The organism is Pseudomonas sp. 09C 129 (assembly GCF_002843625.1).
In the GTDB taxonomy this organism is placed as follows: Bacteria; Pseudomonadota; Gammaproteobacteria; order Pseudomonadales; family Pseudomonadaceae; genus Aquipseudomonas; species Aquipseudomonas chlororaphis.
The window spans coordinates 462,026-476,769 of record NZ_CP025261.1 but is presented as its reverse complement, the minus strand read 5'-3'; the positions used below and the strand labels follow the sequence as shown (position 1 = coordinate 476,769).

Annotated in this window: 13 protein-coding genes; 5 read left to right on the top strand and 8 right to left on the bottom strand. The window is 61.6% G+C overall.

Annotation, left to right across the window (positions count from 1 at the left end):
- Positions 1 to 48: 48 nt before the first annotated feature.
- The 3 genes from CXQ81_RS02300 to tag form a co-directional block, all read right to left on the bottom strand.
- Complete coding sequence (locus CXQ81_RS02300; protein WP_009041477.1) at positions 49 to 288, bottom strand: pilus protein PilZ; 240 nt, start codon at positions 286 to 288, stop codon at positions 49 to 51.
- A gap of 70 nt (positions 289 to 358) precedes the next feature.
- Entirely contained in the window at positions 359 to 1,246 is an 888-nt protein-coding gene (locus CXQ81_RS02295) for a lysophospholipid acyltransferase (RefSeq protein ID WP_007921020.1), read from the bottom strand.
- Between the two features lie 44 nt (positions 1,247 to 1,290).
- The gene (gene tag, locus CXQ81_RS02290; RefSeq protein ID WP_101336371.1) at positions 1,291 to 1,854 is read right to left on the bottom strand and encodes a DNA-3-methyladenine glycosylase I; all 564 of its coding nucleotides are present in this window, start codon (positions 1,852 to 1,854) and stop codon (positions 1,291 to 1,293) included.
- An 81-nt stretch (positions 1,855 to 1,935) separates the two neighbouring features.
- Here tag and glyQ point away from each other — a divergent pair, with 81 nt between their 5' ends.
- From glyQ to CXQ81_RS02270, 4 genes are all read left to right on the top strand, one after another.
- On the top strand, positions 1,936 to 2,889 hold the full coding sequence (glyQ, locus tag CXQ81_RS02285) for a glycine--tRNA ligase subunit alpha (protein WP_101336370.1): 954 nt from the start codon (positions 1,936 to 1,938) through the stop codon (positions 2,887 to 2,889).
- The gene (gene glyS / locus CXQ81_RS02280; protein ID WP_007921024.1) at positions 2,886 to 4,940 is read left to right on the top strand and encodes a glycine--tRNA ligase subunit beta; all 2,055 of its coding nucleotides are present in this window, start codon (positions 2,886 to 2,888) and stop codon (positions 4,938 to 4,940) included. The genes glyQ and glyS overlap by 4 nt, the downstream gene beginning before the upstream one ends.
- An 8-nt stretch (positions 4,941 to 4,948) precedes the next feature.
- Positions 4,949 to 5,482 (top strand): D-glycero-beta-D-manno-heptose 1,7-bisphosphate 7-phosphatase, encoded by a 534-nt coding sequence (gene gmhB, locus CXQ81_RS02275; protein WP_009041473.1) that lies wholly within the window; start codon positions 4,949 to 4,951, stop codon positions 5,480 to 5,482.
- 83 nt (positions 5,483 to 5,565) lie between these two features.
- Positions 5,566 to 6,336: a 1-acyl-sn-glycerol-3-phosphate acyltransferase gene (locus tag CXQ81_RS02270; protein WP_053263217.1), complete on the top strand. Its 771-nt coding sequence runs from the start codon at positions 5,566 to 5,568 to the stop codon at positions 6,334 to 6,336.
- A 170-nt stretch (positions 6,337 to 6,506) separates the two neighbouring features.
- Here CXQ81_RS02270 and CXQ81_RS02265 read toward each other — a convergent pair whose 3' ends face one another.
- The 4 genes from CXQ81_RS02265 to CXQ81_RS02250 all read right to left on the bottom strand — a co-directional run bounded on the left by CXQ81_RS02265 (position 6,507) and on the right by CXQ81_RS02250 (position 11,298).
- On the bottom strand, positions 6,507 to 8,822 hold the full coding sequence (locus CXQ81_RS02265) for a CHASE2 domain-containing protein (protein ID WP_101339368.1): 2,316 nt from the start codon (positions 8,820 to 8,822) through the stop codon (positions 6,507 to 6,509).
- 12 nt (positions 8,823 to 8,834) lie between these two features.
- Positions 8,835 to 9,821: a FecR domain-containing protein gene (locus CXQ81_RS02260; protein ID WP_053263216.1), complete on the bottom strand. Its 987-nt coding sequence runs from the start codon at positions 9,819 to 9,821 to the stop codon at positions 8,835 to 8,837.
- A 198-nt stretch (positions 9,822 to 10,019) separates the two neighbouring features.
- Positions 10,020 to 10,709 (bottom strand): aquaporin Z, encoded by a 690-nt coding sequence (gene aqpZ / locus CXQ81_RS02255; RefSeq protein ID WP_007921032.1) that lies wholly within the window; start codon positions 10,707 to 10,709, stop codon positions 10,020 to 10,022.
- Between the two features lie 304 nt (positions 10,710 to 11,013).
- Positions 11,014 to 11,298, bottom strand: a complete 285-nt coding sequence (locus tag CXQ81_RS02250) for a hypothetical protein (protein ID WP_007921033.1) — start codon at positions 11,296 to 11,298, stop codon at positions 11,014 to 11,016.
- Positions 11,299 to 11,529: 231 nt separating this feature from the next.
- Between CXQ81_RS02250 and CXQ81_RS02245 the strand changes: the two genes are divergently transcribed.
- Entirely contained in the window at positions 11,530 to 12,246 is a 717-nt protein-coding gene (locus CXQ81_RS02245) for a response regulator transcription factor (protein ID WP_009041468.1), read from the top strand.
- Positions 12,247 to 12,323: 77 nt separating this feature from the next.
- On the opposite strand, the gene gyrB is transcribed toward CXQ81_RS02245, so the two are convergent.
- Positions 12,324 to 14,741, bottom strand: a complete 2,418-nt coding sequence (gyrB, locus tag CXQ81_RS02240; protein WP_007924471.1) for a DNA topoisomerase (ATP-hydrolyzing) subunit B — start codon at positions 14,739 to 14,741, stop codon at positions 12,324 to 12,326.
- Positions 14,742 to 14,744: the final 3 nt, after the last annotated feature.

Genomic DNA, 14,744 nt, shown 5'->3' with positions numbered 1-14,744 from the left:
GCAGCCTCGCAAGCTCGGCAGCGGCTACAGAGGCGATGTCCGGACGCTTCACAGGTAACGCAGGCCGATGCCCTCGGCGTCCACCAGCACCACCTCCATCTTCACCCGTGGCGCGTTCATCGGCAGGCCTTGCACCTGGCCGTAGACCACCGCGCCCTTGGGCAGCGCCGCCAATGCCGGGTGCTTGACGTACACCCCGCTGGCAGACAGGTTGCGCGTCTGGCCCAGGCACTCGCCGAAGCTTTCGTGCTGGATCTTGATCCTCAGGGATTTGCGCGAATCGGGCATATGCTGTGCTCTGCTTCAGCCTTTGTGGATAACCTTGGGCGAAAGGTTATCCACAGATCGTGCCAGGCGGTCAGTACCAGCGTTCTTCGCCGGGCGGACGTTTCTTGAAACGCTTCATGCTCCACATGTACTGGCTCGGATAAGCCCGCACATAGCGCTCGACCACCTGGCTCATCGCCGCGCAGGAGGTTTCGGTGTCGGTGCTGTACATCGCGTCCGGCGCGGCTTCGAGGATCACCTTGTAGCCCGAACCGTCGGGCAGGCGCAGCGCGTGCAGGAACACCCCGACCGCCTTGCCGCCGGCGAGCATGTTCGGCACGAACTTGCTGGTCAGCGCCCGGGTGGCGAAGAAGGGCACGAAGATCCCGGCGGATTCGGCCGGTTCCGGGTCGGCGGGAATGCCCACCGCACCACCTTTGCGCACCTCCTTGATAACGCTGAGGATGCCTTCCTTGGTCGAAGCCGCCACCCGGTTGCCCAGCTGGACCCGCTGCTTGCGCAGCAGTTCGTCCACCGCCTTGAGCTTCGGCGGGCGGTAGAAAATGATCGGTTTGCACTGGCTGCAATAGAAGTGGTTGAGCACTTCCCAGTTGCCCAGGTGGCTGGTGATGCCGACCACGCCCTTGCCCGACGCCAGCGCTTCTTGCAGCACCTCGAGGCCCTCGACTTCACGCACCAGGGCGATCGAGCGCTCGGCCGGCCAGATCCAGGCGCAGGCGCTTTCAGTCAGGGACTTGCCGATGTCTTTCAGGCTCTGCCCCACTAAACGCTCGCGTTCGGCGGCGTCCATCTGCGGAAAGCACTTGGCCAGGTTGATCCGTACCACATCGCGGGAACGGTTGGGGGTCTTCCACATGATCCAGCCGATGGCCGAACCGACCGCCTGCACCGCGCGCCAGGGCAGCAGGGCAAACAATCGCAGAGCGCCTACCAGCAGGGCGCCTTTAAACTTATCCACAGGTGACTCCTGATATCCGGGTCATGAACCTTGTCGCAAGCGGGCTATTCTAACCGGCCGTTTGTCAGGATGGCGTAGCGATCGCAGTCGCGGGTGTGATCCATCACCATGCCCGAAGCCTGCATCAGCGCATAACAGATGGTCGGCCCGACAAAGGTGAAGCCGGCCTTTTTCAAGCCGCGGCTCATCGCTTCGGCCTCTGGGGTAACCGCCGGGACTTCGCTGCGATCCTTGAAATGATTGATTTTCGACACCCCGCCGACGAACGACCAGAGGAATTCCACCGGGTCTTCCAGCGCCATCCAGGCCTGGGCGTTGCGCCGGGCGGCAGCGAGTTTCAGGCGGTTGCGGATGATCCCGGGATCGAGCATCAACTCATCGATTTGTGCATCGCTCATCTGCGCCACGCGCTGCACATCGAAGCCGAACAGCACCTGGCGATAACGCTCGCGCTTCTTCAGGACGGTGATCCAGGACAGGCCGGCCTGGAACCCTTCGAGCAATAACAACTCGAACAAACGCTGCGCGTCGCGTAGCGGCACGCCCCACTCCTGATCGTGGTACGCCATGTACAGGGGATCTTCGTTGCACCAAAAGCAGCGTGGCATAAGGCTCCAGTGGGCGTGCGCACAACTGAATCGGGTATACTCCCGCTCTTTAAATCGCAGCCCAAGTAACAGGTGAATTTCGTGAGCCAGCCTACGCCAGCCGTGCGTACCTTCCAAGACTTGATCCTCGCCCTCCAGCAATACTGGGCCGAGCAAGGTTGTGTGGTACTTCAGCCCTACGATATGGAAGTAGGCGCCGGCACTTTCCATACCGCCACGTTCCTGCGCGCCATCGGCCCGGAAACCTGGAACGCCGCTTATGTGCAGCCCAGTCGTCGCCCGACTGACGGCCGCTACGGCGAAAACCCGAACCGTCTGCAGCACTACTACCAGTTCCAGGTGGTCTTGAAGCCGAACCCGGAAAACTTCCAGGAGCTGTACCTGGGCTCGCTCAAACACGTCGGCCTCGACCCGCTGGTGCACGACATCCGTTTCGTCGAAGACAACTGGGAATCACCAACCCTCGGCGCCTGGGGCCTGGGCTGGGAAGTCTGGCTCAACGGCATGGAAGTGACTCAGTTCACCTACTTCCAGCAAGCCGGTGGCATCGAGTGCTACCCGGTGACCGGCGAGATCACCTACGGCCTGGAACGCCTGGCCATGTACCTGCAGGGCGTGGATTCGGTCTACGACCTGGTCTGGGCCGACGGTCCGTTCGGCAAGGTGACCTACGGCGACGTGTTCCACCAGAACGAAGTGGAGCAGTCGACCTACAACTTCGAACACGCCAACGTCGAGAAGCTGTTCGAACTGTTCGATTTCTACGAAAGCGAAGCCAAGCGCCTGATCGAGCTGGATCAGCCGCTGCCGTTGCCGAGCTATGAAATGGTCCTCAAGGCCTCGCACACCTTCAACCTGCTGGATGCCCGTCGCGCGATCTCCGTGACCGCACGCCAGCAGTACATCCTGCGTGTGCGCACCCTGGCGCGTACCGTCGCGCAAGCCTACCTGCTGGCCCGCGCCAAGCTGGGCTTCCCGATGGCGACTCCGGACCTGCGTGATGAAGTGTTGGCTAAGTTGGAGGCGGCACAATGAGTGCGCAAGATTTTCTGGTTGAACTGGGCACTGAAGAACTGCCACCCAAAGCCCTGAACACCCTGGCCGAAGCCTTCCTGGGCGGTATCGAAAAAGGCCTGCAGGCCGCCGGCCTGAACTTCGAAACCAAACATGTCTACGCCGCACCACGCCGCCTGGCGGTGCTGATCAGCGGCCTGGCCACCCAGCAGCCGGATCGCAGCATCAACCTCGACGGCCCACCGCGCCAGGCCGCCTTCGACGCCGAAGGCAACCCGACCCAGGCCGCCCTGGGCTTCGCCAAGAAATGTGGCGTGGACCTGAGCGAAATCGACCAGAGCGGGCCGAAGCTGCGCTACAGCCAGAGCATCAAGGGCAAGCCGACCGCCAGCCTGCTGCCGACCATCGTCGAAGACTCGCTGAACGACCTGCCGATTCCGAAACGCATGCGTTGGGCCGCGCGCAAGGAAGAATTCGTGCGTCCGACCCAATGGCTGGTGATGCTGCTGGGTGACCAGGTCATCGACTGCACCATCCTCGCCCAGAAAGCCGGTCGCGACTCCCGTGGCCACCGCTTCCATCATCCGCAAAGCGTGCGCATCACCTCGCCGGCCAACTACCTGGACGACCTGCGTGCCGCCTATGTGCTGGCCGATGCCAACGAGCGTCGCGAGCTGATCAGCAAGCGCACCGAAGAACTGGCGCGCCTGCAGGAAGGCACCGCCATCGTTCCAGCCGATTTGCTGGACGAAGTGACCGCCCTGGTGGAATGGCCGGTGCCGCTGGTGTGCTCGTTCGAGGAGCGTTTCCTCGAAGTGCCGCAGGAAGCCCTGATCACCACCATGCAGGACAACCAGAAGTACTTCTGCCTGCTGGACGTCGACGGCAAGCTGCTGCCGCGTTTCATTACCGTGGCCAACATCGAAAGCAAGGACCCGCGCCAGATCATCGAGGGCAACGAGAAAGTCGTTCGCCCACGCCTGACCGACGCCGAGTTCTTCTTCAAGCAGGACAAGAAACAGAAGCTCGAAGACTTCAACCAGCGCCTGCAGAACGTGGTGTTCCAGGAGAAGCTGGGCAGCGTCTACGACAAGGCCGAGCGCGTCTCGAAACTGGCCGCGTTCATCGCCCCGCGCATCGGCGGCGACGCCCAGCGTGCCGCGCGTGCGGGCCTGCTGTCGAAGTGCGACCTGGCCACCGAAATGGTCGGCGAGTTCCCGGAAATGCAAGGCATCGCCGGTTACTACTACGCCCTCAATGACGGCGAGCCGGAAGACGTCGCCCTGGCGCTGAACGAGCAATACATGCCGCGTGGCGCCGGCGCCGAGCTGCCAAGCACCGTCACCGGTGCCGCCGTGGCCATCGCCGACAAGCTCGACACCCTGGTCGGCATCTTCGGCATCGGCATGCTGCCAACCGGCAGCAAGGACCCGTACGCGCTGCGTCGTGCCGCGCTGGGCGTGCTGCGCATCCTGATCGACAAGAAGCTCGACCTGGACCTGACCGAAGCCGTGGCGTTCGCCGTCAGCGCGTTCGGCAGCAAGGTCAAGAGCGCCGGCCTGGCCGATCAGGTCCTGGAGTTCATCTTCGACCGTCTGCGTGCCCGTTACGAAGACGAAGGCGTGGATGTCGCCACCTACCTGTCGGTCCGTGCCCTGAAGCCGGGTTCGGCCCTGGACTTCGACCAGCGCGTGCAGGCCGTGCAGGCCTTCCGCAAGCTGCCGGAAGCCGCCGCATTGGCCGCGGTGAACAAGCGCGTCTCGAACCTGCTGAGCAAGGTCGAAGGCAGCGTGCCGACCACTGTGGAAGCCAAGTACTTCGACAACGCCAACGAGTTCTCCCTGTACTCGGCGATCCAGCAAGCGGACCAGGCCGTGCAGCCAATGGCCGCGGCGCGTCAGTACAGCGAGACCCTGGCCCGCCTGGCCGCCCTGCGCGAGCCGGTCGACGCCTTCTTCGAGAAGGTGATGGTCAACGCCGAAGACGCCAACGTGCGGGCCAACCGCTACGCGCTGCTGGCACGTCTGCGGGGTCTGTTCCTCGGTGTCGCCGACATCTCGTTGCTGGGGTAAGGCGTACCGTGAAGCTGCTGATTCTCGATCGGGACGGAGTGATCAATTACGACTCCGATGCATACATCAAATCGGTGGAGGAGTGGATTCCGCTCCCCGGCTCGGTCGAAGCCATCGCGCAGTTGAGCAAGGCCGGCTGGACGGTAGCAGTCGCTACCAACCAGTCGGGCATCGCTCGCGGTTACTACGATGTCGCCACCCTCGACGCCATGCACGAGCGCCTGCGCGCTCTGGTGGCCGAGCAGGGCGGCGAACTCGGTCTCATCGTGTACTGCCCCCATGGCCCGGACGAAGGTTGCGCCTGCCGCAAACCCAAGCCCGGCATGTTGCAGACCATTGCCCGGCACTACGCAGTGGATCTGGCTGGTCTATGGTTTGTGGGCGACAGTCTCGGTGACCTGGAAGCCGCAAAAGCCGTCGACTCTCAGCCAGTTTTGGTAAAGACCGGGAAAGGCGAAAAGACCCTGGGGAAAACCCTACCGGTAGGCACCTTGATTTTTGACGACCTGGCGGCAGTTGCCGCTGAACTTATCCACAATTAGAGTCCTTCTGAGATCCTGACCAAGGATTGTTCAGGAGTGCGCTTTTTTAGAGGCGGGCAATGCCCGCAACGGTAAACGCCGCTATGTCGATCCTGCAGGCAATCAGAACCTTCTTCTTTTACCTGCTGCTGGGCACCAGTTCGTTGCTGTGGTGCTCCCTGAGCTTTTTTATCGCGCCCTTCCTGCCGTTCAAGGCGCGCTATCGCTTTATCAACGTCTATTGGTGCCGCTGCGCGTTGTGGCTGACCAAGGTGTTTCTCAAGATCAACGTGGAAGTGAAGGGCGCGGAAAATATCCCCGAGCGTCCTTGCGTGATTGTCTCGAACCACCAGAGCACCTGGGAGACGTTCTTTCTCTCGGCCTATTTCGAACCGCTGAGCCAGGTGCTCAAGCGTGAACTGCTGTATGTGCCGTTCTTCGGCTGGGCCATGGCCATGCTGCGTCCGATCGCCATCGACCGCGACAATCCCAAGGCCGCGCTCAAGCAGGTCGCCAGCAAGGGCGACGAGCTGCTCAAGGACAATGTCTGGGTGTTGATCTTCCCGGAAGGCACCAGGGTGCCTTACGGCCAGATGGGCAAGTTCTCCCGCAGCGGCAGCGCCCTGGCGGTCAATGCCGACTTGCCGGTGCTGCCGGTAGCGCACAACGCCGGCAAATACTGGCCGAAGACCGGCTGGCTCAGGCACCCCGGCACCATCACCGTGGTGATTGGTGCGCCGATGTACGCCGAAGGCTCCGGCCCACGGGCCATCGCCGAGCTCAACGACCGGGTCGCAGCCTGGAATGAGCAGGCGCAGCGGGACATGGGTTCGCTGCCTCCGGTAGCCGCGGCGCCGGACAAAATGGCCATTTGAGTTTCTGTGGATAACCTGTGTACCGTTTTATTGGAAATCGCTATATAAAATCCATAACTAGATGATTTATATACATATTTCCTAAACCCATAAAATACCGGAAAAGGTGCATAAGTTTTCTGGATACGAAAAAACCGGCCTGGAGCCGGTTTTTTTTCGCCTGTTGATATTCAGTCCGTGAGCAGAGGTAATTGCAGGCTGAAGGTCGTCCCCTCGCCAACCACGCTACGGCAGACAATCCGCCCTTCATGCCGGTCGACCACCGCCTTGACCATCGACAACCCAAGCCCCAGACCTTCGCTGCCTTGGGCCGAGGCGAAGCGCTGGTACTGCACGAACAGCTGCGGCAATTCATCGGCCGCAATGCCTTTGCCCTGATCGGTGATATCGCAGGTCAGCCAGCCCTCCGTACACGCGACTTGCACCCGGACAGTCGAGCCCGACGGGCTGTACTTGATGGCGTTTTCCAGCAGGTTGAACAAGGCCCGGGTCAGCAGGGACTGATCGGCCAGCACCATGCCTTCGGCATCGTCGTCGAGGTCATGCACCAGCTGGATGTTTTTCAGCTGGGCGATGGTCATGGCCTGGTCGAACGCGTCCAGCACCAGCATGGCGAACATGCTCGGCTGGAACTGATAGGCCTCGGACTCGGCCTTCGCCAGTTGCACAAAGGCTTCGGTGAGCCCCAGGGCGCGACGCACCTGGAGTTCGATCTGACTGTAGATCCGCGTGTCGCCCGAGCCCTGGTGCCGCTGTACATCGAGCAAGGCCAGGATCGCCGAATGAGGCGCGCGCAGGTCATGGGACAGGAAGCGCAACAGGGTTGCCCGCTGCTGTTCGGCGTCCCGTTCCAGGCTCAGGTCAGTGAGGCTCAGCAGCCAGCCGATCGGCGTATCGCTGTCGATCGGCAGCAGGGGTGCCAGGTCCACGCGCAGGCTGCGCTGCTCGATATCGCGAAATTCCACAGGCTGCAGTTGCGACAGGGCAGGGCGTTGCTCGTCCTGCAAACCGGGATAACCCAGGCCGGCCAACTGCCGGACCAGGTCCTCGCCGATCAGCGCGTTGCCGAACACTTCGCGAGCATTGCGGTTGGCCAGCAGCACGCGACCGTCCGGATCGCTGATCAGGGTGGCCACCGGCAGGTATTCCAGGCCATCGGCAATGAAGCGGCGGGTGTCGCGGGTGCGGCTCAAGGCCTGTTCCAACGCCACGATCTGCCCCTGCAGTACATCCCCGGCAGGGGTCTGGGTGCGTCGGCGCTCGGGCAGCACCTTAGGCTCGCTGTCCAGGCGTGCCAGCTCCCAGCCGAAGTAGGCCAGGATCACGCTCAGGCGGCGCCAGTTCCAGATCAGGTACGCCAGCAACATCCCCAACAGGCTGGCCACCGGCGGCCACCACAGCCCCAGGCGCAGCAGCCCGGCCGAACCGAGCAGGGCAGCCGCCATGCAGGCCAGGGTCAGCCACAACGCATGTCGTGGCCGCACCAGCAGCAATCCCAGCAAGGCCGCCACCAGCAGCACCGACAGCGCCGCGACCGGCCATTGCCCGAGGGCGACGATGGTGCGCTGCTGCAACAAGCCATTGAGCAGGTTGGCCTGGATCTCGATACCTGGGGTGGTGCCGACACTGGCCGACTGCGGGGTGACATAGCGGTCACCCAGCCCGGGCGCGGTAGTGCCGATCAGGATCAGCTTGTCGCGCAACAGTTCCGGCGGGACTTCGCCGCGCAATACGCTGACATAGGGAACACTGGGGAAACCGGCATGGGGACTGATGAAGGGGATGCGTACTGGGTTGCTGCGCAGCCAGCCCTGGGCGATCTGCGCGGTGTCCGAACCGGGCATCGACAGGGCCGTGCCCGGGTATGCCTGTTGATAAAGCAGCCAGGCCAGTTGCGCCTTCGGTGCCTGCGGTGGGCCTTCGCGCAGATAGACGCTGCGAACCGTGCCGTCGGCGTCGGCCTCGGCATTGATATGGCCGACCGCCTTGGCGCACTGACTCAACGGCGGCACCGGTTCGATCTCACCCAGCGGCTGGCCGTAGCGGGCCACGCTCTCGCGCAGCAGGGGCAGGAATACCTTGCCCTCGCGGCAGACCGCCTGGGCCAGTCGTTGATCGTTTTCGGGAACGCTGTCGGGTTCGCTGAAGATCACGTCGAACAACACACCCTGGACCTTGGCCGCCGTCAGCCGATCCAGCAGGTCGGCGTGCAGGGTACGCGGCCAGGGCCACTGGCCCAGCTGCTGCAGGCTGTAGTCGTCGATGGTGATCAGCAGCAACCGCGAATCGACCGGCAGCGGGCTGAGCCGCCGCAGGTTGTCATACAGCAGGTTATTCAGCGCCAGCCCGTGGCTCAACGACAGCAGGGCGGTCAAGGGCAACAGGATCAGGCTGACCCATGCCCATTCCCGCACCAGACCGCCAAACAGTCGCTGGGCTTGCGTCGGCTCCCGGCCCTCGGGTCGGCGCCAGCGCCTCACCGACAAACCGCCGCGCACTTACTGAACACGCGTGGTCCTGGGGTAATAGAAGATGTCATAGACGCCCGTCTCTCCTTCGAGTCCGTGCTCATCGAAAGCAGAAAGGCGGACATGATAAAAAAACGCTTCCAGGCCGCTGAAGTTGACTTCCGGCGTGCTGGAGAACTGTTCCTGCTTGATATTGAGGAAACTTTTGTCGGTCGCCACCTGGGCCCGGTAACGCTTGGCGCCCGGCAAGGGCTTCATGATCAGCTGCCAGACCGGCAGATCGCCCGTCTGGCCCGCCTGGCCCATCAGTTGCGGTGCGGGCAACAGATCGACCGGCTTCAACGGGCCTTCTTTCTGGATGCGCAAACCTTGGCGAGCCATGACCTGGACTTCACCGGGAACCGGTCCGACCGGTTTATCCACAGGGCGTTTCTTGCCCTTGGTCTTTTTCGGCGCTTCGTCGTCTTCGCGGTTGACCGCTACCTGGCCGTTGAGCACTTCCACCAGCGACAGCTGATCGTCGTTACGCACCCGGAAGTGCGTGCCGCGTACGCCCAACACGCCGATCGGCGTGACGATCTGGAAACGGTCGTAATCGCTCGGGCGCTTGATGACATAGGATTCGATCTGCCCCTGCTCGAGCGCGACCTGGGGGATCGCATGTTCTTCGTTCAGGTGCAGGGTGATCTGGGAACTGGAGGGCAGTACCACCAGCGAACCATCGCCCAGGGACAGGCTGACGAATGCCGAAGGCGAGGTCTTCACCCCTTCGAGTTCATCGACGCTCATGCCTTCTTCCAGGGGCACCTGGTTGCCCTTGGCATCCAGCTTCCAGGCTTCGCCCGTGAGGTGCTCGACCGTCGCCGGCAACGGCTGGCCACGGCATTGCTGGTTTTCATCGATATAGGGAGGGCGCTTGGGTGCTGCAACGGCAGCCTGCACCGTGGAAAAGGCCAGTGCGCTACCGAGAAGAAACGACACGAGCATGGCCCGGTGGCGGATGTGCAAGGAGGTCATGGGTTCATAGGTCCGTAGTCGCGCTCTTCTGAAGTCCGTGCCATTAGAACTGCATTGTTAGCGTTCTGACCATACCTCTCGAACCAAGGCCGGCCAGGGTCATTCCCTTACGGGACAAACAGCACAACCGCTGGAGAGCGGCTGCGCTGTTCGGCTCCATGCCGGCCGGATGCGAATCGGCGCATCCGGCCGCACAGGTCAGTCCCGCTCGATGGAGATCAACCGATAGGCCAGGGCTCCCAGCCCTGCGCCCAACAGAGGTGCTACCCAGAACAGCCACAGCTGGGACACTGCCCACTCACCGGCGAAGAAAGCTACCGCGGTGCTGCGGGCCGGGTTGACCGAGGTATTGGTGACCGGAATGCTGATCAGGTGGATCAGGGTCAGCGTCAGGCCAATGGCAATCGGCGCAAAACCGGCTGGAGCACGCTTGGCGGTGGCACCCAGGATGATCAGGAGGAACATCGCCGTGAGCACAACTTCGGTCAACAGCGCAGCAAACATCGAGTAGCCACCAGGCGAGTGCTCACCATAGCCATTGGCCGCGAAGCCCGCCGACGCGTCGAAACCGACCTTGCCGGAAGCGATCAGGAACAGCACGCCACCCGCGGCGAGTCCACCGAGAACCTGGGCGACGATATAAGGCAGCAACCGGCTACCCGGGAAACGCCCACTCAACCACAGGCCGACCGAGACCGCGGGGTTTAGGTGAGCCCCGGAAATCGGACCCAATGCGTAAGCCATGGTCAGGACGCTCAGGCCAAAGGCCAGGGCTACCCCCAGATAACCGATCCCGAACTGCGGAACGCCGGCCGCCAGCACGGCGCTCCCGCACCCGCCCAGGACCAACCAGAACGTACCGAAAAACTCAGCGCCGAATGTCTTCATCAGAGGCCTTCACAGATAAAAAATGAGGAGTTGTTTGTTGGCTGGCGGCGTCGTGGGGCCGCGCGGGAGAGGAGGGATGACACATCCCTGTGTCGAAGCATTACGTCCTGAGGAGGCACTCCCTGTATTCCCCTGTACTGCAAATCGAGGCCAAGCCTCGGTCTGACGCCCGCCAATCCGGCGGTTGACACTCCCTGTGTCGGAGCACTTCCGAATGCCCCTGTGTGCCACTCAGCGACTACGAATGTACCGGCATGGTGTGGAGGCCGGGCCGGTTTGCAATATTTGTTCAGAATTGTCTGATCTAGAACACCCAACGCTGCTGCTCCTGATAGACCATAGGCTGGGTCATCTGTGGCGCGCTGATCGGGGCGAATCCCTGGGAATCGCTGAACCCGATAGTGGTTACGGATGGGCTGAAATAGCGCTGCACCGGCAAGGTGTAGTCCGAAGACGGCAGCGCAGGCTGCTCCGCAGTCGAACCCAGGCTCAGGCAAGCCGCGAGCATCAGTGTGGTAAATCGAGCCAGGTCCGCTGCCCGCGCAATGCCTGCGTAGAGCAACCGCCCCTTCCCCAGGATGTTCCCCATAGTCCTTTTCCTTGCACGTTCGAGCCGGTATCGTTCTGCAATGAATGCAGGCCGGATGGACAGTGCTCCTGTCGGCTACCGGCTATATGACATCAGCGTACCGAGCAAAGGTATGAACCAGAGCAATTCGCCACAATTGTTCAGATTCGTCTGATCAGCCTAAACTCAGCGCCAGGTAAGGCCTCAAATAAAGCCATCAGCATTCTCTCGCGATAAAAGGAACTGCCCCGCATGCGTGTCGCAATACTGGATGACGAACCCGCCGAACTGGCGCGGGTGGAACAGACACTGCGACAGATCCCCGGCCCCGGGGAACAGCCATGGACGCTGCACAGCTTCGAGCGTGGCGAGGATCTGCTGCGGCAGCTGCGGCGCGAAACCTTCGACCTGCTGATTCTCGACTGGCAGCTGCCGGACCTCAGCGGGCTGTCGTTGCTGCGCTGGACCCGTGAACACATGGAGGCGCCACCGGCGGCCATCATGCTCACCAGCCGCGATGCCGAGAGCGATATCGTCCAGGCCCTGAACACCGGTGCCGACGACTATGTGAGCAAACCTTTCCGCCCCAACGAACTCAAGGCACGGGTAACCGCCGTCCTGCGGCGTCATGGCTTGCAGCGATCGGCAGCCGTCGAGGTGCAAACCTTCAACGACCTGGCCTTCGATGACGCCGAGCTGACCGTGACCCGAGCTGGCAACCCGATCAGCCTCACCGAACGCGAGTACCGCCTGGCCCGCTGCCTGTTCGCCAACCTGGGTCGGCCGTTATCCCGGGAATACCTCTACGAACGTTTCTGGACCCACGAGGAAATCGTCTCCTCCCGTCCCCTGGACACTCACATCTACCGCTTGCGCAACAAGCTGGGGTTGACCGCGGATCGTGGCTGGCAGTTGCTGACCATCTATGGTTATGGCTATCGCCTGGAAAGTGTTTCAGCGGCCGAGTAGGGCGCCCCTTTTAACCGGGCAATAAAAAAGGCCAACGCTGAGCGTTGGCCTTTTTCATTTCGGCGATGCAACCCGGATCAGAAGTCCAGGTTGGATACCGCCAGGGCGTTGCTTTCGATGAAGTCACGACGAGGCTCGACCGCATCACCCATCAGGGTGTTGAAGATCTGGTCGGCGCCGATGGCGTCTTCGATGGTGACCTTGAGCATGCGGCGCACGCTTGGGTCCATGGTGGTTTCCCACAACTGATCCGGGTTCATCTCGCCCAGACCTTTGTATCGCTGGATGGTGTGGCGCTTGGTACTTTCGGTCATCAGCCAGTCCAGGGCTTCCTTGAACTCGGTCACCGCCTTCTTGCGCTCGCCGCGCTGAATATAAGCGCCTTCGTCCAGCAGGGAGCTCAGTTGAGCGCCGAGGGTGACGACGGTCTTGTAGTCATTGCTGCCGAAGAAGTCGCGGTTGAAGGTGACGTAGTTCGACAGACCGTGGGAGATCAGTTCGACCTCTGGCAGCCACACATTACGTTCACGGTCTTCACGAAGGCTGGCCTTGTAGACCAGGCCGGACTTCTCGACGGTGCGCAGGCGGACTTCATATTGGGCCAGCCAATCCTGCATCGCCGCGTGATCGGAGAGTTGCTCCAGGCTCACGGCCGGCAGGTAGATGAAGTGCTCGGTCAGCTCTTGAGGGTACAGGCGCGACAGACGCTTGAGGGTCTTCATGACCATGCGGAAGTCGTTCACCAGGCGCTCCAGCGCCTCGCCGGAAATACCCGGTGCTTCTTCGTTCAGGTGCAGGCTCGCATCTTCCAGGGCCGACTGCGTCATGTACTCTTCCATGGCGTCGTCGTCTTTGATGTATTGCTCTTGCTTGCCTTTCTTGACCTTGTACAGCGGCGGTTGAGCGATGTAGATGTAGCCACGCTCGATCAGCTCCGGCAACTGACGGAAGAAGAAGGTCAGCAGCAGGGTGCGGATGTGCGAACCGTCGACGTCGGCGTCGGTCATGATGATGATGTTGTGATAACGCAGCTTGTCGATGTTGTACTCTTCGCGGCCGATGCCGCAACCGAGTGCAGTGATCAAGGTGCCGACCTCTTGCGAGGAAATCATCTTGTCGAAGCGCGCTTTCTCGACGTTGAGGATCTTGCCCTTGAGCGGCAGGATCGCCTGGGTCTTACGGTTGCGTCCCTGCTTGGCGGAGCCGCCAGCAGAGTCACCTTCCACCAGGTAGAGTTCGGAAAGAGCAGGGTCTTTTTCCTGGCAGTCCGCCAGTTTGCCCGGCAGGCCGGCGATATCCAGCGCGCCTTTACGACGGGTCATCTCACGGGCTTTACGCGCCGCTTCACGGGCACGGGCGGCGTCGAGCATCTTGCCGACCACCAGCTTGGCTTCGTTCGGGTTTTCCAGCAGGAAGTCGGAGAAGTACTTGCCCATTTCCTGTTCGACCGCGGTCTTCACTTCGGAAGACACCAGCTTGTCTTTGGTCTGGGAGCTGAACTTCGGATCCGGCACCTTGACCGAAATGATCGCGGTCAGGCCTTCGCGGGCATCGTCACCGGTGGTGGCGACCTTGTGCTTCTTCGCCAGGCCTTCCTGTTCGATGTAGTTGTTCAGGTTACGCGTCAGCGCCGAACGGAAGCCCACCAGGTGGGTACCACCGTCGCGCTGCGGAATGTTGTTGGTGAAGCACTGCAGGTTCTCGTTGAAGCTGTCGTTCCACTGCAGGGCGATTTCCACGCCGATGCCGTCTTCACGCTGCACATTGAAGTGGAACACCTGGTTGACCGCAGTCTTGTTGGTGTTCAGGTATTCAACGAACGCACGCAAGCCGCCTTCGTACTTGAACAGTTCTTCCTTGCCGCTGCGCTCGTCCTTCAGAACGATACCGACACCGGAGTTGAGGAAGGACAGTTCACGAATCCGCTTGGCCAGGATGTCCCAGCTAAAGTGGATGTTCTTGAAGGTCTCGCTGGAAGCCTTGAAGTGAATCTGGGTACCGGTGGTTTCGCTGTCACCGACGATAGCCATAGGCGCCTGAGGCACACCGTGAACGTAGGTCTGTTCCCAGATCTTGCCACTGCGGCGAACGGTCAGGACCAGTTCTTCGGACAGGGCGTTCACTACCGACACACCCACACCGTGCAGACCGCCGGATACTTTGTAGGAGTTATCGTCGAACTTACCGCCGGCGTGCAGCACGGTCATGATGACCTCGGCTGCGGAAACGCCTTCTTCTTTATGCACGTCTACCGGGATGCCGCGACCGTTGTCGCGCACGGTAATGGATTCGTCCGGGTGGATGATGATGCTGATGTCGTCGCAATGGCCGGCCAGAGCTTCGTCGATCGAGTTATCGACCACCTCGAACACCATATGGTGCAGACCGCTGCCATCGTCGGTGTCACCAATGTACATACCGGGACGTTTGCGTACGGCATCCAAACCTTTCAGCACTTTAATGCTGCTCGAGTCGTACGTGTTTTCTTCGCTCATGCC

Coding starts and splice junctions, on each gene's coding strand:
- CXQ81_RS02250 (WP_007921033.1), bottom strand. CDS start 11,298: ATGGGGAACATCCTGGGGAAGGGGCGGTTGCTCTACGCAGGCATTGCG.
- aqpZ (WP_007921032.1), bottom strand. CDS start 10,709: ATGAAGACATTCGGCGCTGAGTTTTTCGGTACGTTCTGGTTGGTCCTG.
- CXQ81_RS02260 (WP_053263216.1), bottom strand. CDS start 9,821: ATGACCTCCTTGCACATCCGCCACCGGGCCATGCTCGTGTCGTTTCTT.
- CXQ81_RS02300 (WP_009041477.1), bottom strand. CDS start 288: ATGCCCGATTCGCGCAAATCCCTGAGGATCAAGATCCAGCACGAAAGC.
- gyrB (WP_007924471.1), bottom strand. CDS start 14,741: ATGAGCGAAGAAAACACGTACGACTCGAGCAGCATTAAAGTGCTGAAA.
- CXQ81_RS02245 (WP_009041468.1), top strand. CDS start 11,530: ATGCGTGTCGCAATACTGGATGACGAACCCGCCGAACTGGCGCGGGTG.
- CXQ81_RS02270 (WP_053263217.1), top strand. CDS start 5,566: ATGTCGATCCTGCAGGCAATCAGAACCTTCTTCTTTTACCTGCTGCTG.
- glyS (WP_007921024.1), top strand. CDS start 2,886: ATGAGTGCGCAAGATTTTCTGGTTGAACTGGGCACTGAAGAACTGCCA.
- tag (WP_101336371.1), bottom strand. CDS start 1,854: ATGCCACGCTGCTTTTGGTGCAACGAAGATCCCCTGTACATGGCGTAC.